The organism is Buttiauxella cochleicola (genome assembly GCF_021282435.1).
Lineage (GTDB): Bacteria > Pseudomonadota > Gammaproteobacteria > Enterobacterales > Enterobacteriaceae > Buttiauxella > Buttiauxella massiliensis.
The window spans coordinates 545,653-570,876 of the sequence record NZ_JAJSOT010000002.1 but is presented as its reverse complement, the minus strand read 5'-3'; the positions used below and the strand labels follow the sequence as shown (position 1 = coordinate 570,876).

General features: G+C 49.1%; 22 protein-coding genes. 11 read left to right on the top strand and 11 right to left on the bottom strand.

Annotated elements, in window-relative coordinates; genetic code table 11:
• The first annotated feature begins 92 nt into the window (after positions 1–92).
• Positions 93–1,541 carry a tRNA uracil 4-sulfurtransferase ThiI gene (gene thiI, locus LVQ77_RS08335; protein ID WP_232904174.1) on the top strand — a complete coding sequence of 483 codons (1,449 nt, stop codon included), beginning with the start codon at positions 93–95 and terminating at the stop codon, positions 1,539–1,541.
• A gap of 37 nt (positions 1,542–1,578) precedes the next feature.
• On the opposite strand, the gene LVQ77_RS08330 is transcribed toward thiI, so the two are convergent.
• Positions 1,579–2,268 carry an IclR family transcriptional regulator gene (locus tag LVQ77_RS08330; protein ID WP_232864101.1) on the bottom strand — a complete coding sequence of 230 codons (690 nt, stop codon included), beginning with the start codon at positions 2,266–2,268 and terminating at the stop codon, positions 1,579–1,581.
• A gap of 171 nt (positions 2,269–2,439) precedes the next feature.
• On the opposite strand from LVQ77_RS08330, the gene LVQ77_RS08325 reads away from it, so the two are divergent.
• From LVQ77_RS08325 to LVQ77_RS08315, 3 genes are read left to right on the top strand one after another with little or no spacing between them, the layout of a single operon-like run.
• The gene (locus LVQ77_RS08325) at positions 2,440–4,773 is read left to right on the top strand and encodes a molybdopterin-containing oxidoreductase family protein (protein ID WP_232864102.1); all 2,334 of its coding nucleotides are present in this window, start codon (positions 2,440–2,442) and stop codon (positions 4,771–4,773) included.
• 2 nt (positions 4,774–4,775) lie between these two features.
• A complete protein-coding gene (locus tag LVQ77_RS08320) occupies positions 4,776–5,324 on the top strand; it encodes a 4Fe-4S dicluster domain-containing protein (RefSeq protein WP_232864103.1) in 549 nt (182 codons plus the stop codon).
• A gap of 9 nt (positions 5,325–5,333) precedes the next feature.
• On the top strand, positions 5,334–6,134 hold the full coding sequence (locus LVQ77_RS08315; RefSeq protein WP_232904173.1) for a dimethyl sulfoxide reductase anchor subunit family protein: 801 nt from the start codon (positions 5,334–5,336) through the stop codon (positions 6,132–6,134).
• Positions 6,135–6,146: 12 nt separating this feature from the next.
• Here the strand turns inward: LVQ77_RS08315 and yajL are convergent, their stop codons facing one another.
• Positions 6,147–6,737: a protein deglycase YajL gene (gene yajL, locus LVQ77_RS08310; RefSeq protein ID WP_232904172.1), complete on the bottom strand. Its 591-nt coding sequence runs from the start codon at positions 6,735–6,737 to the stop codon at positions 6,147–6,149.
• The gene (gene panE, locus LVQ77_RS08305) at positions 6,697–7,611 is read right to left on the bottom strand and encodes a 2-dehydropantoate 2-reductase (protein ID WP_232904171.1); all 915 of its coding nucleotides are present in this window, start codon (positions 7,609–7,611) and stop codon (positions 6,697–6,699) included. Before panE ends, yajL begins: the two co-directional genes overlap by 41 nt.
• 127 nt (positions 7,612–7,738) lie before the next feature.
• Between panE and LVQ77_RS08300 the strand changes: the two genes are divergently transcribed.
• On the top strand, positions 7,739–8,230 hold the full coding sequence (locus LVQ77_RS08300) for a YajQ family cyclic di-GMP-binding protein (RefSeq protein WP_232904170.1): 492 nt from the start codon (positions 7,739–7,741) through the stop codon (positions 8,228–8,230).
• 14 nt (positions 8,231–8,244) lie between these two features.
• Here LVQ77_RS08300 and LVQ77_RS08295 read toward each other — a convergent pair whose 3' ends face one another.
• The 8 genes from LVQ77_RS08295 to LVQ77_RS08260 all read right to left on the bottom strand — a co-directional run bounded on the left by LVQ77_RS08295 (position 8,245) and on the right by LVQ77_RS08260 (position 17,247).
• Positions 8,245–9,609, bottom strand: coding sequence for an MFS transporter (locus LVQ77_RS08295; protein ID WP_232864107.1), 1,365 nt, complete (start codon positions 9,607–9,609; stop codon positions 8,245–8,247).
• Positions 9,610–9,756: 147 nt separating this feature from the next.
• Positions 9,757–10,644, bottom strand: a complete 888-nt coding sequence (gene cyoE, locus LVQ77_RS08290; RefSeq protein WP_232864108.1) for a heme o synthase — start codon at positions 10,642–10,644, stop codon at positions 9,757–9,759.
• 135 nt (positions 10,645–10,779) lie between these two features.
• A complete protein-coding gene (locus LVQ77_RS08285) occupies positions 10,780–11,109 on the bottom strand; it encodes a cytochrome o ubiquinol oxidase subunit IV (protein WP_034457975.1) in 330 nt (109 codons plus the stop codon).
• Entirely contained in the window at positions 11,109–11,723 is a 615-nt protein-coding gene (locus tag LVQ77_RS08280; RefSeq protein WP_151994737.1) for a cytochrome o ubiquinol oxidase subunit III, read from the bottom strand. The genes LVQ77_RS08285 and LVQ77_RS08280 overlap by 1 nt, the downstream gene beginning before the upstream one ends.
• Positions 11,713–13,704 carry a cytochrome o ubiquinol oxidase subunit I gene (cyoB, locus tag LVQ77_RS08275; protein ID WP_232864109.1) on the bottom strand — a complete coding sequence of 664 codons (1,992 nt, stop codon included), beginning with the start codon at positions 13,702–13,704 and terminating at the stop codon, positions 11,713–11,715. Before cyoB ends, LVQ77_RS08280 begins: the two co-directional genes overlap by 11 nt.
• A 19-nt stretch (positions 13,705–13,723) precedes the next feature.
• Entirely contained in the window at positions 13,724–14,671 is a 948-nt protein-coding gene (gene cyoA / locus LVQ77_RS08270) for a cytochrome o ubiquinol oxidase subunit II (RefSeq protein ID WP_232904169.1), read from the bottom strand.
• A gap of 473 nt (positions 14,672–15,144) precedes the next feature.
• Positions 15,145–16,620 (bottom strand): muropeptide MFS transporter AmpG, encoded by a 1,476-nt coding sequence (gene ampG / locus LVQ77_RS08265; protein ID WP_232904168.1) that lies wholly within the window; start codon positions 16,618–16,620, stop codon positions 15,145–15,147.
• Positions 16,621–16,668: 48 nt separating this feature from the next.
• Entirely contained in the window at positions 16,669–17,247 is a 579-nt protein-coding gene (locus LVQ77_RS08260; protein WP_034457986.1) for a lipoprotein, read from the bottom strand.
• 305 nt (positions 17,248–17,552) lie between these two features.
• Here LVQ77_RS08260 and bolA point away from each other — a divergent pair, with 305 nt between their 5' ends.
• The 6 genes from bolA to hupB all read left to right on the top strand — a co-directional run bounded on the left by bolA (position 17,553) and on the right by hupB (position 24,966).
• Positions 17,553–17,870 carry a transcriptional regulator BolA gene (bolA, locus tag LVQ77_RS08255; protein ID WP_232904167.1) on the top strand — a complete coding sequence of 106 codons (318 nt, stop codon included), beginning with the start codon at positions 17,553–17,555 and terminating at the stop codon, positions 17,868–17,870.
• 356 nt (positions 17,871–18,226) lie between these two features.
• Entirely contained in the window at positions 18,227–19,525 is a 1,299-nt protein-coding gene (gene tig, locus LVQ77_RS08250) for a trigger factor (RefSeq protein ID WP_232864112.1), read from the top strand.
• Positions 19,526–19,845: 320 nt separating this feature from the next.
• Complete coding sequence (gene clpP, locus LVQ77_RS08245) at positions 19,846–20,469, top strand: ATP-dependent Clp endopeptidase proteolytic subunit ClpP (RefSeq protein ID WP_064516635.1); 624 nt, start codon at positions 19,846–19,848, stop codon at positions 20,467–20,469.
• A 133-nt stretch (positions 20,470–20,602) separates the two neighbouring features.
• Complete coding sequence (gene clpX / locus LVQ77_RS08240) at positions 20,603–21,877, top strand: ATP-dependent protease ATP-binding subunit ClpX (RefSeq protein ID WP_120066138.1); 1,275 nt, start codon at positions 20,603–20,605, stop codon at positions 21,875–21,877.
• A gap of 251 nt (positions 21,878–22,128) precedes the next feature.
• Entirely contained in the window at positions 22,129–24,483 is a 2,355-nt protein-coding gene (gene lon, locus LVQ77_RS08235) for an endopeptidase La (protein WP_151994741.1), read from the top strand.
• Positions 24,484–24,693: 210 nt separating this feature from the next.
• Positions 24,694–24,966, top strand: coding sequence for a nucleoid-associated protein HU-beta (gene hupB / locus LVQ77_RS08230; protein ID WP_151994742.1), 273 nt, complete (start codon positions 24,694–24,696; stop codon positions 24,964–24,966).
• The last annotated feature ends 258 nt before the right edge of the window (positions 24,967–25,224 follow it).

Sequence of the window (25,224 nt, the reverse complement as noted above, 5' to 3'; positions counted from 1 at the left end):
GGATGTAACGGCGCTTATTGCCGCTGCAATTCTTTAAGTCTTTCAGCCCGCATGGTTTACCGTGCCTGGCTCATCAACGAATCATAGCCGCCATGAAGTTTATCATTAAATTGTTCCCGGAAATCACAATCAAGAGTCAATCTGTGCGCATACGCTTTATTAAGATGCTCACCGGGAACATTCGCAACGTTTTAAAACACTACGATGAAGATCTGGCGGTTGTTCGCCACTGGGACAACATTGAAGTTCGCGCTAAAGATGAAAATCAGCGCATCGCCATTCGTGAAGCATTGACCCGCATTCCTGGTATTCACCACATTCTGGAAGTTGAAGATGTGCCGTTTACCGATTTGCACAATATCTTCGAACAGGCGCTGGAACTTTATCGCGAGCAACTGGAGGGCAAAACCTTCTGTGTGCGTGTGAAACGTCGTGGTAAGCATGAGTTTAGCTCGATTGAAGTTGAACGCTATGTCGGCGGCGGCCTGAATCAGCACATTGAATCAGCGCGCGTAAAACTGACTAAGCCTGATGTGACCGTTAATCTGGAAATCGAAAACGATCGCCTGCTGCTGGTGAAAGGCCGTTACGAAGGTATCGGCGGCTTCCCGATTGGTACGCAAGAAGATGTGCTGTCGCTGATTTCCGGTGGTTTCGACTCCGGGGTTTCCAGCTATATGCTGATGCGTCGCGGTTGCCGCGTGCATTATTGCTTCTTTAACCTCGGTGGTGCGGCGCACGAAATCGGCGTTAAACAAGTGGCGCATTATCTGTGGAACCGTTTCGGTAGCTCCCACCGTGTGCGTTTCGTGGCGATCAACTTTGAGCCTGTTGTTGGCGAAATCCTCGAGAAAGTCGAAGACGGCCAGATGGGCGTGGTGCTCAAACGTATGTTCGTACGTGCCGCTTCCCGTGTGGCAGAGCGCTACGGCGTGCAGGCGCTGGTGACTGGTGAAGCACTGGGTCAGGTTTCCAGCCAGACGCTGACCAACCTGCGTTTGATCGACAATGTTTCCGATACGCTGATTCTGCGCCCGCTTATCTCTCACGATAAAGAGCACATCATCGATCTGGCACGTGAAATTGGTACCGCTGATTTCGCTCGTACCATGCCGGAATACTGTGGTGTTATCTCGAAGAGCCCAACCGTTAAAGCGGTGAAGGCGAAGATTGAAGCAGAAGAAGCCAACTTTGACTTCTCTGTCCTCGATCGTGTGATTGAAGAAGCCACCAACATCGATATCCGTGAAATTGCCAATCAGAGCAAAGAAGTGGTAACGGAAGTTGAAACCGTTGATGCGTTTGGCCCGAATGACGTGCTGCTGGATATCCGTTCTATCGACGAGCAAGACGATAAGCCATTCAAGCCAGAAGGCGTGGAAGTGGCATCACTGCCATTCTATAAACTGAGCACCGCATTCGGCGATTTGGACCAGAGCAAAAACTATTTGCTGTGGTGCGATCGTGGTGTGATGAGCCGTTTGCAGGCGCTGTATCTGCGTGAGCAAGGTTTTGAGAACGTGAAGGTTTATCGCGCTTAAATTATTCGACAAGGGTCTTTCTCACAGGAGGACCCTTTCACAACTCCAGTGTCGATAACGCTTGTTTCAATTCCCGTGCAATCTCAGGAATCTGTTCTTTTTCGAAGAATCCCATTGTGACACCAATAGCCAACAGGTTGCCTTTACGGTTCAGTATCGGGCAGGCGATTGATTGCGCACCAGGGATTCCCTGCGCAGGTTTATAGCGCACGGCGTATCCCCGTCTTGTTGTCTCTTCAATTAATTGCTGTTCTCGCTCATTCGCTGGCGTGTAATTGCCAAAGCACATATACACTTGCCCGGCAGCACTTAAGTGAAGCGGGATTGGCGTATTATCGCGAAAATCAATTTCGACATTTCGAAAACTGCGGTGATAGTGGCGTAGAACAAGATTGCCCGATTGAGCAATGACCATACCAGTTGAGAGATTCATCCGATCGCGAAACTCGCACAGCAAGTTGTTGATCAAAGAGAGTGGATCGGCGTGAGTTGCTGCACTGCTGGCGAGCCGCACAATCGTGTCACCCAAGCAGTACTGCCCGCTGCCATCCTGAAACAATATTCCCGTCCGGCAAAGTGAAACAAGATACTTATGCAGACGGCTTTTTGATAAGCCGCAACCTTTTGCTATATCCGTTGCTCTAGCCCGGCCATGCTGCGTGGCGATGTACTCCATAATGGAGACCGCAATATCGACTGAATTAACACCTTGTATCGTTTCTGGCATGGTATATCCCGTTCTCAATCTTCGCTGAGTCTATCACTAAACCCTCTGATATCGATCCGACTTCACATTCCTTAAACCTTGATTTCGGGATTAAACGATCGTTGATATCTCTCAAGTTCACCATTGGTTTACCGTGGTTCACTAATGGTGATTAAAAACAGGAGGTATTTCATGGAAGCGTTGAGCAAATATCGATTACAACGAAGAATGTTACTTAAAGGGATGGGCGTGATTGGGTTAGCTTCACTTACACCCTGTATGTTGGGTTTACGTCAGGCAAACGGCGAGCCACTCCCACGGGTGCGCCTGAAACTCTCGGATTACAAGACCTACCGCTCCACCTGTGCAATGGAGTGCTTGCATTGCAATTTGACTGCCTTTGTCTGGCAAGACCGTTTGATGAAAATCGAGGCAAGCAAAGATTTCAATGTGAAATGTTGCCTGCGCGGTATTAGCCGTACCAAATGGGTATATCACCCACTACGTTTGACCCAGCCACTTTTGCGTACCGGTGAGAAAGGGAAAGGGATTTTTAAACCGATCGGTTGGGATGAAGCTCTCGATCTTATCGAAAACAAGATTCGTGACACGATTGAGGCTCATGGCAATGAAGGGCTGTTAATCACTACCCATGCCGGGAATATGGACTCCATCAAGAATGATATGGGGAAAGCCTTTTTCGACTATCTGGGTGGATCAACCAAACAGGCGGGATCTCTTTGCTGTGCAGCGGTGACTGCAGCCATGATACCCATGCTGGGCCTACGCTATGCAGATACACGCGATACGATAGCTGACAGTCGTTACATTCTTTGCTGGGGGAACAATCCAGCAGTAACCATGCATGCTTATTTCAAAAATTATAGTCAGGCGCAGCGCAATGGCGCACGCATGGTGGTTATCGATCCTCGTTTCAATGAAACGGCGGCAAAAGCAGATGAGTGGATCCCTATTGTTCCGGGTACTGACATTGCTTTGGCTTTGGGGATGATCAAAATCATCATTGATGAAAAGCGTTATGACGCGGAATTTTTGAGAGCACATACCGGTGCCGTTTATCTAATAGACGCACAGCAAAAATTATTGCGTGAAAAAGCTGAAGATCCGGATAGCTATCTGGTCTTCGATACCCGCAGTCAGCGCGTTGTGCGTCATGACTTACCCGGAGTAATACCTGCTCTTTTCAGCAACGAATTGCCAGTTGGCAGCGCGTTTACCACCGTTCTTGACCAGATAAAACAAGAAGCAGAGCCCTGGAATGTTCAACGAGTAACAGAAGAAACTGATATTCCTGAACAGACGGTATTGCGACTTGCTCGTGATTACGCCAGCACAACACCTTCGATGATTATCCAGAATATGTCCGGTGCGCAACGCACTGAATTTGGGACTTATGTCGCTGCGAGCCAATTCTATCTGGCATTGCTCACTGGGAATATTGGTAAACGGGGCGCTGGTGTTTGCGATGCCGGTGGTGCAAGGCAGATGGCTAAGTTCTCCCCCATTATCCCACCTGCACCAAATGCAAAAAAAATTGCGCCAATTCCTGTGTCGAAAATTGGGGAATGGATTGTCCAGCAGAAACCTCATCCTGTTAAGTTCTGGTGGAACATGACGATGGGAGCTATGACTCAACTCCCCAATACCAACCAGGTTCGGGAAGCCTTCAAAAGCGTTCCTTTTGTTGTGGTTGCGGACAACTTGATGACTTCCTCAGCGCTGTATGCGGATCTGGTGCTTCCAGTTACGACCATTTTTGAAGATGTAAGCCTGATGGCTGGTGTGCGTAGTCATTACGTGCAATTGATGGAAAAGGCTGTGGAACCGCCGGGTGAAGCGAAACCTGATTATTGGATTTTTGCCCGACTCGCAGAGCGCTTTGGCTTTGGTGAGGTGTTCAACCAGCCAATAGAGCACTACATCGATGCTTGCCTGGAAGGTTCTGGTATTACTCGTGAGATGTTGGCTAAAGGACCTGTTCGCCCAACGGAGGGCGATTGGATTCCATTCAAAGACGGGCAATTCCGGACCAGTACGGGCAAAGCAAATCTGTTTATAGAAGAGTGGCAAAAGAAAAACTTTTCACCGGTGGTCACCTGGAAACAGGTTTCTGAGTCAGTAAAAGGCTCTCCTGAGCTCGCGAAAAAATATCCTCTAATGGCGGTACAGCGAAAGCTGGCCCGCAGCGTTCATTCTAGCCACGGCATGAATGAATGGATCCTCGAGGTTCAACGTAACCGTCCAAACGTGATGATTCATCCCGATGATGCGCGCTCGCGCGATATCAGCGCTGGCGAATGGGTGGTGGTTTATAACCATCGCGGCGAACATCGGGCGATAGCGGATGTAACCACTCATATAAAGCGTGGTGTGGTGTCGTTAGATAACGGTTGGTGGGAACAACAGGGCGGTAGTAGTAGCCATGTAACGAATGATCATGTGGAACCATTAAGCAACGGACATTGCTGTAACAGTACGTTGGTTGATGTGAGAAGGGAGGCGTAACTGTGGCTAAACAATATGGTTTTCTCATCGATATGAAAAACTGCTATGGCTGCAAAACATGCAGCATGGCGTGTAAATCAGAAAACGAAACACCTCTGGGCGTGCTTTGGCGACGTGTAAGGGAGTGTCGGACGGATGATCCAAACAGTCAGGCATTTATTACGATGTCCTGTAACCACTGTGACGATCCTCAATGCATAAAAGTTTGCCCGGCGAATACCTACCATAAACGTCCTGATGGCATCGTAGTACAGGATCACGACCGCTGTATCGGTTGCCGTATGTGCATTATGGCTTGTCCATATAACGCACCCGTGTTCGATCCCAATGAAGGTAAAACGAGTAAATGTAATCTTTGTGCCGAGAGGCTAGATGAAGGTTTATTACCGCGTTGTGTTGAGTCTTGCCCTGCAGGGGTGCTGCGCTTTGGCGAAATTTCGGCACTACGAGCGGAGTATCAAACGCCTTGGGAACGGCTGGAGAAACGTTATCACCTGCCTGACCACCGGATCAGTGGGCCAAATATTGTGATCATTCCTGCGGATGAATAAGGAGCTTATATGGAAATTTATGAATTACCGCTCGTGTTCTTTACTGTTCTGGCGCAATGGGGGATAGGTGGTGTCATCGCTTTAACTCTTTGCCTGGTTGGGAGAAATAGGGTTTTTGATACGCTAACAACGCGCAAAATTGCATCAGCTTTTTGGCTGGTAACTGTAGTAGGTTCCTGTGCTTCTTTGGCACATTTGGGGTCGCCATTGGGAGCCTATCGGGCTTTTGCTGGTATAGGGCGCTCATGGCTTAGTCGTGAAGTCGTTGCCTTTATTTTGCTTAATGGCGCTCTGACGTTGTGGCTCATAATGTGCTGGTTTGCGAACGGTTCAGTATGGATGAAAGCCGCCAACTGGGGCGTGTGTTTACTGGGCATTGGCGCAATACTTGTCAGCTCTCAGATCTATTACCAGATGACGCTGCACCCATTGTGGAACACACTCGCCACTCCGTCCGCTTTCTTCGGCACCTCAATATTGCTTGGATTTGCCAGTGTCAGCGTCATGGCAAATTATGTTCAGCAAAATCTCCCGGCTACGCTTAAATTTGGGTTGTTGCTGGGAATCGCGTTGGTCGCAATGTCGCTGTGGATGCGATACAGAATTCCCGGTGCGGAAGCCAGCAGTGCGTTGTTCTGGTGGCAGTTGCTGGCAAGTCTTGTCGTAAGTGGCTGGCTATTATCTCGCGCAGGCAGTAGAAAAATCCCGTTATTTGCAGGGATATTGCTGGTAGGGATAATTCTATCGGGTGAATTTGCAGGCAGGATGTTGTTTTATGGCAACGTCATGAGCGGAGCGCCCTGGTTTTAGGGCGCTTACAGATTAGACCCGATAATCGAAAATACCCGGAGGCAAGACAACCTGAGCCGCTACTTCAGCGGCTTTTTCTTTCCCTGCCAGCAGATGGATAATCTTTAGGGCAAAATCCATCGCAGTACCTGGCCCTTGACTGGTCAACAGGTTAAAACGCGGATCCCAGACCATACGTTTATCTTGCCATTGTTCTTCTGGAATCGTCTCTTTTAGCCCAGGAAAACCAGTCATATTGGCTATGGGGAAAAGTTCATGCGGAACTAATACCGTACCGGCTGCGGCACATATAGCGGCAACGATGCGCCCTGAAAGATGGAATTGGCGCACGGTTTCAACCAGCAGTGGGCTGTCGCGGAAACATTCCGCACCTTTTAAGCCGCCGGGCAACACGATGATATCGAACTCACCGTCCGCCACTTCAACCAGCGGCGCGTCAGCGAGCAGTTTTACCCCACGCGAACAGGTAATCGTCAGATCCCCATCGCTGGCAACGCTTGCTGTAGTAACGCTAATACCGCCACGGACCAGAAGATCGATAGTGGTGACAGCTTCGGTCTCTTCAGTCCCAGGAGCCAGACAAACCAGTGCTCGAGCGCTCATATTCATTCTCCTTACGCTTTATTTGCTCATACAAGCGGCTGTTCACCGGCACTGAAAGGCCATGGGCGCGCGCGCGTTGCAGTAAATAACCAGTAATGTAATCAATCTCAGTGTGGCGTTCGATGCGCACATCCTGAAGCATCGATGAAATATTGTCCGCCGTGCTTTCGATAACTTCGTCGACATAATAAATCAAGTCTTCGGCCGTAGTGTGGTGACCTTCACGTTCCATTACTCTGGCGACCTCATGGCATATCTCATCAACTTCGCTCTGATGATGGCGCAGCTCACCATTCGGGCAATTGTAGAGTGCAGTAAGTGGGTTTATCACACAGTTCACAGCCAGTTTTTTCCAGTTCGCTGCAAGAATGTTGTCGTGCCAGGCTATTTCAGGTAACGCATGGTGCAGCATATCTGCAAGAAAGCTAAAATCGTTGCCCGCAGCGTTCCCAGGCCCAATATGTGTGATGCCATTGGCTACGTGAATAATGATGTTGTTATCGCGTCGGGCAGCATGCGTTGTAGCACCTGATAAAAGGGGTTGGTGCAATGCCCCTAATTCTTCGAGAGTACCCATACCATTATGTAGCAGCAGAATAGGGCAGTTAGTCGGAAGTTTGCCGGCCAGTGCTTTCACGGCGTCAGAAACCTGCCATGCTTTTAGTGTCACCAGCAATAATTCACTACTTGCGAGAAAATCAGGATCGTTGGCGATAAGCGTTTGGTTGAACACGCTACCATCGGTTTCGACCAGATTGACATGGCAAAAAGGTTGCGGTACGCGCAGCCATCCTTGAACTTCATGTCTCTGCTTAAAAAGCGATGCCAGCCAGAGTTGGCCGAGCGCACCGCAACCTAGCACGGTGATTTTCATTTTGCCTCCTGGCAGCAGATGTTTTGCTTAATCTATATTATACAGGGCTCTCTCCTGCTTTAACGGGTTGTTTTGCGCGGCCCAGCAGGTATTATGCAACGCAACAAAAAGAGAGGGAGAAGAAAGCATGCCATCTTTTGACATTGTGTCTGAAATTGATATCCAGGAAGTGCGTAACGCGATTGAAAACGCGGAACGTGAGGTTGCTACTCGTTTTGACTTCCGTAATGTGCCGGCAACATTTGAACTGAATGAGAAAAATCAGTCCATCAAAGTTGCCAGCGAGTCTGACTTCCAGGTCAACCAACTGTTGGATATTCTTCGTGCCAAGCTGCTTAAGCGCGGTATCGAAGGAGCTTCAATTGATGTGCCGGAAGAGTTCGTGCACAGCGGTAAAACCTGGAGCGTTGAAGCGAAGCTCAAGCAGGGCATTGAATCGACTGTCGCCAAGAAAATTGTGAAGCTGATTAAAGACAGCAAGACCAAAGTTCAGGTGCAGATTCAGGGCGAAGAGCTGCGTGTAACCGGCAAATCTCGCGACGATTTACAGGCCGCAATGGCGCTGGTTCGTGGTGGTGATTTGGGGCAACCGTTCCAGTTTAAAAACTTCCGCGACTGATTTTTAAAGGGGCTTTATGCCCCTTTCACCAACTGTTCAATCTCAAATCGATTCGTTAGCTTGCTGTCTATCTTCACGTAGGCGCTGCGTTCCTGCGCGATAATATTCACATCACTCACGCCATGTTGAGCCAGCAAACGCTGTTTTAGTGATTCGTCTGCGGTCACATCTTCCGGAAGTTCAATTCGCAGGCTTGCCACATACGGTGGCTCAGTCATAGTGCTACTGACTAGTAGCCACACCATTGCCAGTAATGCGCCCATCAAGAATACCGTCTGCGAATCAAATAACCCGTCAATCCATCCGCCCAGTGAACCGCCAATGGCTACGCCTAAAAACTGGCTGGTGGAGTAAATCCCCATCGCCGTACCTTTATAGCCTGCCGGGGATTCTTTGCTGATAAGCGACGGTAAAATAGCTTCCATTAGGTTAAAGGCGAGGAAGAACAATTGGACACCTAACACCAGTTCCCAGAAGTGCGGGCCGGAACCCCACAGAACAATTTCAGCGATCAGAAGTAATGCAACACAGCCCACAAACACGCGTTTCATACGGCGTTTTACTTCCGCATAAATGATAAATGGAACCACTGAAGCAAAAGCAATCAACATAGTGCAAAGGTAAACTTTCCAGTGCTCAGACGCCGGGAAACCCGCCTGCTCGAGTTGGCCTGGGAGTGCGACAAACGTCGACATCAACATGATGTGCAGGCACATGATGCCGAAGTTCAGCTTCAGTAGTTTCGGCTCGGCCAGCACTTTGCTAAAGCAGCCTTTCACCATGCCGGACTCGCGGTTCAACACATGGCTTTTGGTGTTTGGCACCACCCACAGGGTGATTAAAATGCCGCAACTTGCCAATACGGCAATCATCCAGAACAGTGCGTTTAAGCCGAGGCTATGGGTGATGATTGGGCCTAGTACCATGGCGATGGCAAAGGTGACGCCGAAGCTCACGCCGATAAAAGCCATGGCTTTGGTACGATTCTGTTCGCGGGTTAAATCCGAAAGCAGTGCCATTACAGCCGCAGCAATTGCACCTGAGCCTTGTAATGCACGGCCAAGAATAACGCCCCAGATAGAGTCAGACAGCGCAGCTATTACGCTACCAAGCACGAATATCAGCAAGCCACCGATAATTAGCGGTTTGCGGCCAATACGGTCGGAAAGCAGACCAAAAGGAATCTGGAAGACAGCTTGAGCAAGACCATAGATGCCGATGGCAATACCAATTAGCGCTTCACTGGCACCCTGTAGCGCCATTCCGTAAGTAGTAAGAACCGGTAGCACCATAAACATGCCGAGCATGCGTAGTGAAAATACCGTGCCTAAACCCCACGTCGCTCGTAACTCGACGGGCGTCATTTTGTAATCGTTCATTACCACCTCAGATAAAAAGCAGGCCTTAGTGTAGTGCGTGGGCAGGGGAGGGTAAATGGCTGGTTGTTTAATAAATATTACAATGTGGAATGCTTGATGGCACTAATAAAAAAGGGCGCAATTGCGCCCTTTTATGAGGTTCATGACTTACCAGACGTAAGTCATAAGATTTTGTGAATCTGGCACCATGAAATCGACCGACATCATCACGCTTAATGAGGTAATAGCAACGATTGAAAAGACGAACAATTTGCGCGCCCAGACTTTATCGTCTTCTACTTTATAACCACGTAATGCCATGCCCAACCACCAGACGCTGACTGCAGCAGCAACGACCAGATATTTCCATCCGGCATAACCACCCAACGACAGCATCAACGTTGCGACAGCAAAAGCGATGATATAAACCGTGATGTGGTTTTTCGCGACCGAAATCCCTTTAACCACTGGCAACACAGGAATGTTGGCGGCCTGGTAATCTTTAAAGCGGAAGATAGCAATCGCGTACGAGTGCGGCATCTGCCACAGGCTAAAGATAGCCAGCAGGATTAAAGCACCAGCATCAAATTCATTGGTTACAGCGCAGTAACCAATAACTGGCGGTGCAGCACCTGACAGGCTGCCAATTAGCGTGCCGTAAACGGATTTGCGTTTCATGTACAGGCTATAAACGCCGACATAAACCACAAAGCCCATTACACCTAACCACATAGCCAGCGGATTAGCACCAAACCACAGCAGCATGAAGCCAGCAATACCCAACAAGGTGGCGTATACCAGCGAGGTTTTCGGCGCAATCAAGCCTTTGACCAAAACCCTGTTCTTGGTTCTCTCCATCTTGCGGTCAATATCGCGGTCGATGAAGTTGTTATAAACACAACCCGACGCCACGACCAACGACACCCCAACCAGGGTGGAGATAAACAGGGAATAATCAATACTGCCCTTTGAGGCCAGTAAAAATCCGCCAATGACAGAAATTAAATTGCCGAAAATAATTCCTGGTTTTGTTACTTGCAGGTATTGCTTAATCATATATACCCGTCATCCTTCAGATTGCAGGGGTGTTGGCTGCCCTCTTTCACCCCGGTCACTTAGCTTACTAAGCTCCCGGGGATTCACTCGGTTGCCGCCTTCCTGCAACCCGAATGATTTGGGTATAGGCCGTTCTTAGTGAACCATCATGTTCTGGTTGAGGTTCCACATAATCCAGATAGAGCCGACCACCAGAATGGCTATTATCAGCGCAGTAAAGGCAAAGGCCACCAGGTTCCAACGCTCCTCAGAAGAGGTGTTCATGTGCAGGAAGCACACCAGGTGAACCAAAATCTGTACCACAGCACTTACCAGCACCACGCCAAGAATAACGGCATGGGATGCTGTACCTGTCATCACCATCCAGAACGGGATTGCCGTCAGGATGATAGACAGGATAAAACCAGTCATATAGGTTTTAACGCTACCGTGGTGGGCGCCAGCGTGTTCATTTGAATGGCTCATTACATCGCCCCCATCAGATAAACAACCGAGAATACACAGATCCAAACCACATCCAGGAAGTGCCAGAACAAGCTCAGGCACATCAGGCGAGTGCGGTTAGCAGGGGTCAAGCCGCGACGGTAAACGTGGAACATCATCAACGCCATCCAGACCAGACCCGAAGTTACGTGCAGACCGTGCGTACCAACCAGGGCAAAGAAGCCTGACAGGAAGCCGCTACGATCCGGACCGAAACCTTCTTTGATCAGGTGATGGAATTCATAGATTTCCATCGCGACGAAGCCCGCACCAAACAGGAAGGTCAGCGCAAGCCAGGAGATAACCTGGCTCTTGTTGCCTTTGTTCATGGAGATGATCGCCATGCCGTAGGTGATGGAGCTGAACAACAGCAGGGCAGTTTCAACCAGCACAAATGGCAGTTCGAAAATGTCTTTCCCTGCCGGGCCGCCGGCAGTACCGTTCACCAGAACGGCATAGGTAGCAAACAAGCAACAGAACAGAATGCAGTCGCTCATCAGGTAGATCCAGAAACCAAAGACCTTGTTGGTTCCTGCATCGTGATGCCCATGCTCAGCGGCGTGGGCGTTAGCGTGAGTGAGAGTTTCAGTTGACATTTTTCAGCCCTGCTTTGGTAATTTCATCGAAGTGCTGGTTTTCCAGTTTTTCGACTTCCGCAACCGGAACGTAGTAATCCACATCTTCGTCGAAGCTTTTTGCAATCCAGGTGATGATGATGCCTGCGAATGAAGCAATCGCCAGCCACCAGATGTGCCAGATCATCGCAAAACCAAACACGGTAGCGAACGCGGCAATTACGATGCCCGCAGCGCTGTTACGTGGCATATGAATCTCTTCATAATGCGTTGGCTGTTTGTACGCTTCGCCTTTCTCTTTCATTTCCCAGAATGCATCACGTTCATGAACGTGTGGCAGGTGGGCAAAGTTGTAGAACGGAGGAGGGGAAGAAGTTGCCCACTCCAGCGTACGGCCACCCCACGGGTCACCAGTCAGATCACGGTTCTGCTCACGGTCACGGATTGAGACGTAGAACTGAATCAGCTGGCACAGGATGCCCAGAGCAATCAGCGCTGCACCGCAAGCTGCAACAACCAGCAGAGTGTGGAACTGCGGATCAATCTGTTGGCTCAGGCGACGGGTCATACCCATGAAGCCCAGCACGTACAGCGGCATAAATGCGACGAAGAAGCCGATGATCCAGAACCAGAATGCACGCTTGCCCCAGGTTTCGTTCAGCGTGAAGCCGAAGGCTTTTGGCCACCAGTAAGTCAGGCCAGCGAAGCAACCGAACACCACACCACCGATAATCACGTTATGGAAGTGAGCAATCAGGAACAGGCTGTTGTGCAGTACGAAGTCAGCACCCGGAACCGCTAACAGAACACCGGTCATGCCACCGATAGAGAAGGTGACGATGAAGCCAATGGTCCACAGCATCGCGGAGTTGAAGACGATACGACCCTGATACATGGTGAACAGCCAGTTGAAGATCTTCACCCCTGTTGGGATGGCGATAATCATAGTGGCGATACCGAAGAACGCATTGACGTTCGCGCCGCTGCCCATGGTGAAGAAGTGGTGCAGCCAAACGATGAACGACAGTACCGTAATCGCGATGGTCGCCCACACCAGAGAGGTGTAACCGAACAGGCGTTTTTTCGAGAATGTCGCAACCACTTCTGAGAACACACCAAACACCGGCAGCACCAGGATATAAACTTCCGGGTGACCCCATGCCCAGATGAGGTTGATATACATCATCATGTTGCCACCCATATCATTGGTAAAGAAATGGGTGCCAAGGTAGCGGTCAAGGGTCAACAGTGCGACGGTCACGGTGAAGATTGGGAATGCCGCGATAATCAGTACGTTGGTACACAGCGAAGCCCAGGTAAACACCGGCATTTTGAACATTGTCATGCCAGGCGTACGCATATTCAGGATAGTAACGAAGAAGTTAATACCCGTTAATGTCGTACCGATACCCGAGAGCTGAAGTGCCCATATCCAGTAGTCGACGCCGACCCCCGGACTGTATTCAATGCCCGATAGCGGCGGATAAGCCACCCAACCGGTTTGCGCGAATTCACCTACCCCAAGAGACAGGTTAACCAGCACCACACCCACAACAGTGAACCAGAAGCTCAGGTTGTTCAGGAATGGGAAGGCAACGTCACGCGCACCAATCTGCAACGGCACGACAACGTTCATCAAGCCGATAACAAATGGCATCGCCACGAAGAAGATCATGATTACGCCGTGGGCGGTAAAGATCTGGTCGTAGTGATGAGGTGGCAGGAAGCCTGCTTCTCCGGCGGAAGCCAGAACTTGCTGGCTACGCATCATGATGGCATCAGCAAAGCCACGCAGAAGCATGACGATTGCGACAATCACGTACATTATGCCGAGGCGTTTGTGGTCAACCGAGGTGAACCACTCTTTCCATAAATATTCCCACTTACCGAAGTAAGTGATAGCTGCAACTAGCGCCAGTCCCCCGACGATAATTGCTGCCACCGTAACCATGACAATGGGCTCATGGTATGGGATTGCATCCAGTGTAAGTTTTCCGAACATCGTATTATTCCTCGGCCCCTTAGTGAGAGGTTTCCGCGTGACTCATGTCCATGCCTTCCATACCTTCGTGCGCTGCGTGCTCGCCTTCAGGTTGGGTCATGTCCATGCTCTTCCCGTGTCCCATGAATTTGTTGATAACGTCTTTAAACAAATCTGGCTTAACAGCGGAGAAGTATTCGACTTTGTTGTATTCGCTAGGCTGTGCCAGTTTCTCGTAAGTTGCCATATCGTTCATGACTTCTGGAGATTGTTTAGCTTTAGCAACCCATTGGTTAAAGGTGTCCATATCTGGGGTGGCGATTGCCTTGAACTTCATCCCAGAGAAACCTTTACCACTGTAGTTAGACGAAATACCGTCGTAGGTGCCTGCTTCGTCAGCAATCAAGTGCAATTTGGTCTGCATACCTGCCATTGCGTAGATTTGGCTGCCCAGGCGCGGAATAAAGAAGGAGTTCATCACTGAGTTAGAAGTGATTTTGAATTCCACCGGGGTATTGGCTGGGAAGGCGATTTCATTCACCGTAGCAATACCTTGCTCTGGATAGATGAAGAACCATTTCCAGTCCATGGCGATAACTTCGATGGTCACCGGCTTTGCATCGTGAACAAGCGGTTTGCTTGGCTCAAGAGCGTGCGTGGTTTTCCAGGTTAGTACCGCGAGGAAGATGACGATAAGGATAGGAATCGTCCAGACCACAGCTTCAACTTTGTTCGAATGCGACCAGTTGGGGCTGTATTTGGCGTTTGTGTTTGAAGCACGATACTTCCAGGCAAAACCGATAGCCATTGCGATAGCGGGTATTACTACTATCAACATCAGCCCGATTGCTGTCAGTATCAATGAACGTTGTTCCAGTCCAATTTGTCCTTTGGGGTCCAGAAGTGCAGAATCACAGCCACTAAGAAAAAAAGTGCCTGTAATTAATGCCAACCATCCCAAACTTTTATTGTATTTCCTGAGTCTCATTTAACGACCTCAATTCCGGGGAGCTCTAATTGTCGTTTAAAGTGTGAAGGCATTTTACGGGAAGGTTACATTACTGTAAACATGAATGGCGTAGTGTCAGTGTGGTGTTACCGGGTTCTGCCGACAATGTCACATAGAATGCAACAAACTGTAAAATATCGAGATAGCCCGCACCTTGCTGGGTTATAACGAAAACCTATGTTGCTATAAATAGTGTAGGTTAATTGGTATAACCAATCATTTGGCTAAACATAAATTTAACAAAATAGCATCAATTAACAAACGAGATGAGCTGTAAATTAATTGACCGGCTGGCTGAATCGGTTAAAGGTACGAAGAAAATAATTTTCCTGCTAATAATGTAAAAAAAGAGTCTTGCTTTCGAGAAATAATTCACCCAACGAATAACTGCGTGTTAACTGAACAATATAATCACGCGTCGAAACTTATTATTAATATTTATTGGGTGATTTTTAGACCAGTGCCGTTTTTCGCAAAGCCAGGTAATCGAGCAACCCACCAAACAAAATCCCGCCAATAGCAAAAAGCGCACCCCATTCGAGGAACTGAAGGTTGAACGCCCAGTTTGTCAGGCCGATGGCATTGGTAATCAACACCACCAACCACACGGCGAGAAGCGCACAGCCCAGCATCAATGCCCGTAGAGCAATGCGATAGGCGGATGAAAATTCACTGCGTGGGATAAAACTATCGTTATTCTGGGTGTATTCCAGCGTTGTTTTGCACACTAACAGCAGCAAAATGCCAGGAACAGCGGCAACTACTGAGAACAAGTAAAACGTCGGCCAGCCGTGGGCTTCAACAAACCAACCGGCAATCGGGCCGACATAAACTCGACCTACAGCCGAAAGTGCCGAAAGCAGCGCAAACTGAGTCGCAGAAAACGATTTATTACACAGCGTCATAAGCAACGCGACAAATGCCGCCGTGCCCATGCCACCGCAAAGATTCTCAAAGAAAACGGCGGTTGCCATGCTGAACATATGTTTATCAGTGACGGATAATATCCAGTAACCGGCGTTGGAGACACCCTGTAAAACGCCAAATATCAGCAACGCGCGGAACAGCGACAGGCGCTGCATCAAAATGCCACCGTACAGTGCACCAATTATAGTGGCAATCAGTCCCAGCGTTTTATTCACCATGCCGACTTCGCCCGCGTCAAAACCGACGCCGCGAATTAAAAATGTGGTCGTCAAACTCATGGCGAATGCATCACCAAGTTTGTACAAAACAATCAGCAGCAGGATTAGCCATGCATTGTTGCGACCAAAGAAATCACGCAGCGGCGCGACGACGGCTTGTTCAAGGCTTTTTGGGACCGGAATTGCATCGGTGGGCTCTGGGGCTAGCAATGTCGCGATGATACAGGGCAGCATCAATGCGGCCATCAACCAGTACATGCCTTGCCAGCCAAGATATCTATCCGCAAGCCATAGTGCTAAACCACCCGATACCAGCATCGCCAGGCGATAACCCAACACACTGATTGCTGCACCCGTGCCGCGTTCTTCAGCCGGAAGAACATCCGTTTTCCATGCATCAAAGACGATATCTTGAGAGGCCGAGCAGAAAGCAATGACAACCGCCAATGCTGCCATCCAACGTAATTGCGAGCCGGGTTCAAGGAAACCCATGCCCGCAATAGCAACCAGCAACAGAATTTGGGTGATCAGCAACCAACCACGACGCCGTCCAAGTAGCGGCGGCGTATATCTGTCCATAATCGGCGACCACAGAAACTTAAATACATAGGCTTGCCCGACAAGCGAGAAGAAACCAATGGTTTTAAGATCGATGTTCTCGACCGTCATCCATGCTTGTAGCGTGCCGGAGGTGAGGGCGAGTGGAAGACCGGATGCAAAACCTAAAATCAAAAGGATGGCTGACTTAGGTTGCTGGAAGAGACGCAGATAATGATTGGGCATACTTTGCTCTACAGCCAGCCCGCATGATGCGGGCTGGTGGGGTATTGATTAACGAGCGTTCTGCTTAATAAAGTCGTGAACGCTGGTGTCCTGAGCCATATCAGCAATGGTATCAGTCAATACGGAGTTCACCGCGTTGGCGATATTTTTGTTGGTGGCCTGGAACGCCCCTTCTACGTTATAGCTAGAACGGTAGTTTTTGGTCATCTTGTTGCCATTTTTCGCTGTCGCAATGATCACGATGTCAGCTTTAGTGGCGATGTTGTAGCGCACGCTGCCCTGAGACACGTCAGCAAACAACTGGTTTACGATGATTTGCAGATCAACCGGACTGTTTGGTCCAACCATGTAACCACGAGCAGTCATCTGTTTTTCCAGCACTTCTTGTAGCAAGAAGCGCAGGTCACGAGATGGAGTCAATGTAACCAGTTGGTTATCACGAGTGACTTTAGCTAGAGCCTGGTCTTTACGTTGATCTGCACCGTTGATGCTGACAGTCACACCCATCAAGCTTGGGTCTTGCTGTGGCAAGCTAATGGTTGGAGAAACATCAATGGTAGTTGGTGGTGTTGCACAGCTGGCCAGCATAAATACGGCGACCAACGGGAATAATAGTTTTTTTAACATGTTCGCTATCTCAATGTACTCAAGGGGCAGGCAGATAAAAAATCACGCCATCATAACACTGCGTTTGCCCAGGGGAAGTAGTTAACGCACGTAATTTCATCGCGTTGCGCTTTTTCTGAGCGGTTGCAAAGCTATCTGACCACTTTGCCCTCGATTAGTGCCGTAATCACATTAATCTACAGGGGCTTGGCTAAGAAAATCAGACGAAAGCTAAATAATTGTTGTAATTCCGTTATTAAAACGGCTAAAAGCGGCTAACATTTAAAGGGATGAGTGGCATCTCTACGTAGTCGAGGAGAAAGTTCATGATGATGCGCGAGCAAATAGAATCAAAATTAAGGGCAGCGTTTGAACCCGTGATCCTGGAAGTCGCGGATGAAAGCTATCGTCACAATGTCCCGGCAGGTTCAGAGAGTCATTTCAAAGTGGTTCTGGTCAGCGATCGTTTTGTGGGTGAGCGTTTTTTAAATCGTCATCGTATGATTTATGGCACTTTGAGTGCAGAACTTTCGTCAACGGTGCATGCGCTGGCACTGCATACCTACACCATTAAGGAATGGGAGGGGTTGCATGACACTATTCTCTCCTCCCCACCTTGCCGTGGAGCAGGGTCAATCGCCTGAAGTTAACCTTCAGACTTGCAACTGAGGGAACTTTTCCTTTATGTTGCGGTATATGAATCGTGTTTTATAAAACGGCCTGCGGGCCGTTTTGTTTTGTCTGAAATAGCCCTCGTTATTCCAGGGTTTGGGCAAAAAATCCAAAAGAACTGTGAAAAGGGCCGCAGCAACACTGTGTTGCCGTTCTCGACTCACCTTGGTGATGCCGCTATAATGCTGCGTCTTATTTTTCGGAATGTCTTCGGGACGATTCTGACGACAGGGAATGTGATTCTGATACAGAAGGCATCCCGGTTCTGCGAAGTGCAAATGAGCGCTTCCAGAGTTGACCGAGCACTGTGATTTTTTGAGGTAACAAGATGCAAGTTTCAGTTGAAACCACTCAGGGCCTTGGCCGCCGTCTCACGATTACTATCGCTGCAGACAGCATCGAAACCGCTGTAAAAAGCGAGCTGGTCAACGTGGCAAAGAAAGCCCGTATCGACGGTTTCCGTAAAGGAAAAGTGCCGATGACTGTTATCGCACAACGCTATGGCGCTTCTGTTCGCCAGGACGTGTTGGGCGAATTGATGAGCCGCAACTTTGTTGAAGCGATCATCAAAGAAAAAATCAATCCAGCTGGCGCACCGAACTACGTTCCAGGCGAATACAAACTGGGCGAAGACTTCACCTACGCGGTTGAGTTTGAAGTGTACCCAGAAGTTGAGCTGCAGGGTCTGGAAGCAATCGAAGTTGAAAAACCGGTTGTAGAAGTGACTGACGAAGACGTTGATGCAATGCTGGACACCCTGCGTAAGCAACAGGCGACCTGGAAAGATTCAGACGCTGCTGCAACTGCAGAAGACCGCGTAACTATCGATTTCACCGGTTCTGTAGACGGTGAAGTATTCGAAGGCGGCAAAGCGTCTGACTTCGTGCTGGCAATGGGCCAGGGTCGTATGATCCCAGGTTTTGAAGACGGTCTGGTTGGTCACAAAGCTGGCGAAGAATTCACTATCGAAGTGACCTTCCCAGAAGATTACCACGCTGAAAACCTGAAAGGTAAAGCGGCTAAGTTCGACATCGTTCTGAAGAAAGTAGAAGAGCGTGAACTGCCAGAATTTACTGAAGAATTCATCAAGCGTTTCGGCGTTGAAGATGGTTCTGTAGCTGGTCTGCGCACCGAAGTTCGTAAAAACATGGATCGTGAGCTGAAAGGCGCTGTGCGTAACCGCATCAAGTCTCAAGCAATCGACGGTCTGGTTAATGCGAACAACATCGATGTTCCAGCTGCACTGATCGACAGCGAAATCGACGTTCTGCGTCGCCAGGCTGCTCAGCGTTTTGGTGGCAACGAAAAACAAGCGCTGGAACTGCCACGTGAACTGTTCGAAGAACAAGCTAAACGTCGCGTAGTTGTTGGCCTGCTGCTGGGCGAAGTCATTCGTACCCACGAGCTGAAAGCTGATGAAGAACGCGTTAAAGGTCTGATCGAAGAAATGGCTTCTGCCTACGAAGATCCGACTGAAGTTGTAGAATTCTACAGCAAAAACAAAGAACTGATGGACAACATGCGTAATGTTGCTCTGGAAGAACAAGCTGTTGAAGCTGTTCTGTCTAAAGCGAAAGTGACTGAGAAAGCCACTAACTTTAGCGAACTGATGAACCAGCAAGCGTAAGCATAATTTTTGGCATCATCGCCAAAATATTGCTGCATCAAGCCCGTCACCTACTGGTGGCGGGCTTTTTTTATCAGTGACTCCCTGAAAACCCATCAATAAAACGCAGTTTCAGGGTTAGCGTAACAAGAAAAGGTTGTTATGCTTGAAACAGGGCAAGCTTATCCCCATAAATAAGGGCATGGCTCGAAAATGGATCCCTGACTGATAATCCGTCCGAATAAGGTAATAGGTGTAAGCAGGAGCGTAGTCTTCTTCTGGCACCTCAAGTAGAATCAGTGCTGCAGGTATCGAAGGCTTAATTATTCCAGGAGACGGAAATGTCATACAGTGGCGAAAGAGATCAATTTGCACCCCATATGGCCCTGGTGCCGATGGTTGTTGAACAGACATCGCGTGGCGAGCGTTCATACGATATCTATTCCCGTCTGCTTAAGGAACGTGTCATCTTTATGACGGGCCAGGTCGAAGACCATATGGCTAACCTGATCGTAGCGCAGATGCTGTTCCTGGAAGCAGAAAACCCAGAAAAAGACATCTATCTCTACATCAACTCACCAGGTGGTGTGATTACCGCTGGTATGTCTATCTACGATACGATGCAATTTATTAAACCAGATGTCAGTACCATCTGTATGGGACAAGCCTGTTCTATGGGTGCATTCCTGCTGACCGCTGGGGCGAAGGGTAAGCGCTTCTGCTTACCGAACTCACGAGTGATGATTCACCAGCCGCTGGGCGGTTATCAGGGCCAGGCTACGGATATCGAAATCCATGCCCGCGAAATCCTGAAAGTGAAAGCTCGTATGAACGAACTTATGGCGCAACACACGGGCAAATCTCTTGAAGAAATAGAGAGAGACACCGAGCGTGACCGTTTCCTCGCAGCAAATGAAGCGGTAGAGTATGGCTTAGTTGACTCAATCCTGACTCACCGTAGCTAATGCCCGAAAATAGTGAGCCGTGTACTATTATTGTTATAGCAGCGGCTCATAGCGCGCTTACGATTGGCTGCGCCGTAGAATGGCACTTGCGCCGTCCTGTTCGGTGCACAGAAACAAATAAGAGGTTTTACCGATGACAGATAAGCGCAAAGACGGTTCAGGCAAACTGCTGTACTGCTCTTTTTGCGGCAAAAGCCAGCATGAAGTGCGTAAACTGATTGCCGGGCCGTCAGTGTATATCTGCGATGAGTGTGTCGACTTATGTAACGACATTATTCGCGAAGAGATTAAAGAAGTCGCTCCGCACCGCGAACGTAGTGCGCTGCCGACTCCGCATGAAATCCGTCACCATCTCGATGATTACGTCATCGGTCAGGAACAGGCTAAAAAAGTCCTGGCGGTTGCGGTTTACAACCACTACAAACGTCTGCGTAACGGCGACAGCACCAACGGTATCGAACTGGGCAAAAGTAACATTCTGCTCATCGGGCCAACGGGTAGCGGGAAAACGCTGCTGGCTGAAACCCTGGCACGTTTACTGGATGTTCCATTCACCATGGCTGATGCCACAACGTTAACCGAAGCAGGTTACGTGGGTGAAGATGTCGAAAACATCATCCAGAAACTGCTGCAGAAATGTGATTACGATGTGCAGAAAGCACAGCGCGGTATCGTGTATATCGATGAGATCGACAAAATCTCCCGCAAATCTGATAACCCGTCCATCACTCGTGATGTGTCTGGTGAAGGTGTGCAGCAGGCGTTGCTGAAACTTATCGAAGGTACTGTCGCGGCGGTTCCGCCTCAGGGTGGCCGTAAGCATCCGCAGCAAGAGTTCTTGCAGGTTGATACCTCCAAGATTCTGTTTATCTGTGGCGGTGCATTCGCAGGGCTGGATAAAGTTATTGCTAACCGCGTTGAAACCGGTTCAGGTATTGGCTTTGGCGCGACCGTAAAAGGTAAATCTCAGAAGGCGACCGAAGGTCAGCTGTTAGGCCAGGTTGAGCCTGAGGATTTGATCAAATTTGGTCTGATTCCTGAGTTTATCGGCCGTCTGCCAGTTGTTGCTACGCTGACTGAACTGAGCGAAGAAGCACTGATTCAGATCCTGAAAGAGCCGAAAAACGCCCTGACCAAGCAGTACCAGGCGTTGTTCAATCTGGAAGGTGTTGATCTGGAATTCCGTGACGAAGCGCTGGATGCCATTGCTAAGAAAGCAATGGCACGTAAAACCGGTGCTCGTGGTCTGCGCTCCATCGTGGAAGGCGCATTGCTGGATACCATGTACGATCTTCCTTCTATGGAAGACGTCGAGAAAGTGGTGATTGACGAATCCGTCATCGACGGTCAAAGCAAGCCATTATTAATTTATGGCAAGCCGGAAGAGCTACAAGCATCCGGTGAATAATTCGCCAAAATAACCAGTCAGTTAGTCTAAAAAGGGGGATTTATATCCCCCTTTTGCTTTTCCTTCATTCCTGGCATTGAATGCTCGGGAAACATCCCCATATACTGAATTACTTGTTGGTGATGCCATGATTCCTGTCATCCTTCAAGTGCAGGTGCGTTGTTTACGCCTTCCTGCAAATTGAAAGATTTAAGGTATAAACAGAGGACATCGCCCCATCACCAGGCGGACCTTAACTAAGAGAGAGCTCTATGAATCCTGAGCGTTCTGAACGCATTGAAATCCCCGTATTGCCATTGCGCGATGTGGTGGTTTATCCGCACATGGTAATTCCACTGTTTGTCGGGCGAGAAAAATCCATTCGTTGCCTGGAAGCGGCCATGGATCATGATAAAAAAATCATGCTGGTGGCGCAGAAAGAAGCCTCGACAGATGAGCCAGGTGTCAATGACCTGTTCTCAGTGGGAACCGTCGCATCCATTTTGCAAATGCTGAAACTGCCAGACGGCACGGTAAAAGTGCTGGTTGAGGGTTTACAGCGTGCGCGTATCACCACGCTTTCTGACAACGGTGACCATTTCTCAGCGCAGGCTGAGTACCTGAATTCGCCAGCTATCGAAGAGCGCGAACAGGAAGTGCTGGTGCGCACCGCAATTGGTCAGTTTGAAGGCTACATCAAACTGAACAAAAAAATCCCGCCAGAAGTGCTGACATCGCTGAACAGCATTGACGATCCTGCTCGTCTGGCTGACACCATTGCTGCACATATGCCGTTGAAACTGACTGATAAACAGTCAGTTCTTGAGATGTCCGATATTAACGAACGTCTTGAATATCTGATGGCCATGATGGAGTCAGAAATCGATCTGCTGCAGGTTGAGAAACGTATTCGCAACCGCGTTAAAAAGCAGATGGAAAAGAGCCAGCGTGAGTACTATCTGAACGAGCAAATGAAAGCCATTCAGAAAGAACTCGGCGAAATGGACGACACGCCAGATGAAAACGAAGCGCTAAAACGCAAAATCGACGCGGCTAAAATGCCGAAAGAAGCGCGTGAAAAAACCGAAGCGGAACTGCAAAAACTGAAAATGATGTCGCCAATGTCTGCGGAAGCAACAGTGGTTCGTGGCTACATCGATTGGATGGTGCAGGTACCGTGGAATGCGCGCAGCAAAGTGAAAAAAGATCTGCGTCAGGCGCAGGAAGTCCTCGATACCGATCATTACGGCCTTGAGCGCGTGAAAGATCGTATCCTGGAATACCTCGCAGTCCAGAGTCGCGTTAACAAGCTCAAAGGTCCAATCCTGTGCCTGGTTGGGCCTCCTGGTGTAGGTAAAACCTCTCTGGGTCAGTCCATCGCACGTGCGACCGGACGTAAATACGTGCGCATGGCTTTGGGCGGCGTGCGTGATGAAGCGGAAATTCGCGGTCACCGTCGTACATACATCGGTTCTATGCCAGGCAAACTGATTCAGAAAATGGCGAAAGTGGGCGTTAAAAACCCATTATTCCTGTTGGATGAAATCGACAAAATGTCTTCAGACATGCGTGGCGATCCGGCATCTGCTCTTCTGGAAGTCCTTGATCCAGAACAGAACGTGGCGTTTAACGACCACTATCTGGAAGTGGATTACGATCTCAGCGACGTGATGTTCGTGGCAACCTCTAACTCCATGAACATTCCGGCACCGCTGCTGGACCGTATGGAAGTTATTCGTCTTTCCGGTTACACCGAAGATGAGAAGCTGAACATTGCCAAACAGCATCTGTTGACCAAGCAGATTGAACGCAATGCGCTGAAGAAAGGTGAGATCACGGTTGAGGATAGTGCTATAAGCGGCATTATTCGTTACTACACTCGTGAAGCGGGCGTGCGTAGTCTGGAGCGTGAAATCTCCAAACTGTGCCGTAAAGCGGTCAAACAGCTGCTGCTGGATAAATCGCTCAAGCACATCACCATTAACGGCGACAATCTGAAAGATTTCCTCGGCGTTCAGCGCTTTGACTATGGTCGTGCTGACAGCGAAAACCGTGTGGGCCAGGTAACTGGTCTTGCGTGGACCGAAGTGGGTGGCGATCTGCTGACTATCGAAACCGCATGTGTGCCGGGCAAAGGCAAGCTGACTTACACCGGTTCTCTGGGTGAAGTTATGCAAGAGTCTATCCAGGCTGCACTGACCGTAGTGCGCGCCCGTGCAGAGAAATTAGGCATCAATGCTGATTTCTATGAAAAACGTGATATCCACGTTCACGTGCCAGAAGGTGCGACGCCGAAAGATGGCCCAAGTGCGGGTATTGCGATGTGTACTGCGCTGGTATCTTGCCTGACAGGGAACCCTGTTCGTGCAGATGTTGCTATGACCGGTGAAATCACCTTGCGTGGTCAGGTTCTGCCAATCGGTGGTTTGAAAGAAAAATTGCTGGCGGCACACCGTGGCGGTATCAAAACGGTTCTGATTCCGGATGAAAATAAACGCGATCTGGAAGAGATTCCTGACAACGTTCTCGCCGACCTGGATATTCATCCGGTGAAGCGCATTGAGGAAGTTCTGACCCTTGCATTACAGAACGAACCTTACGGAATGCAGGTTGTGACCGCAAAATAGTGACCTGACGCATATTCGGTTAATAAAATCAGAGCTGGCTGGTGAATTGTCACTTGCCAGCTTTTTTTTGTATCGCTACTTTAGATCGCTGGCGATGCATGCCATTAACAACGGGTGTTGTAAGGGCATGACAGGCCTGATATAACTGCTGCGCGGTCGCACTTTGAAGGATACTGGTGCGATATAAATTATAAAGAGAGGAAGAGAAGAGTGAATAAATCTCAACTGATAGACAAAATTGCCGCCGATGCTGATATTTCTAAAGCTGCGGCTGGACGTGCATTAGATGCTGTGATTGCTGCTGTTACCGACTCTCTGAAATCTGGGGAAGAAGTTGCATTGGTTGGCTTTGGTACATTTGCTGTTAAAGACCGTGCTGCCCGTACAGGCCGTAACCCTCAGACAGGCAAAGAAATCACTATCGCTGCTGCAAAAGTACCAGGTTTCCGTGCTGGTAAAGCGTTGAAAGAAGCAGTTAACTGATTTATCGCTAGCTAATACCCGTTAGCATTCGAGTTGCAGGTAGGCGGCCAGAGAGCTTATCCCGATGAGCTTACTTCAGTAAGTGATTTGGGTAAGTGAGTACAGCCAACGCCCCTACAGCTTGAAGAATGATGGTTATACAGGGCAAGGCTAGTAAAGTTAGGTCAGGGCGCATCGTTAGATGTGCCTTTTTTTATGCCTGATGGCTAATTTTGCGCATGTTTGATGATTTGAACCCGTTTTCTTGTCACAATACCC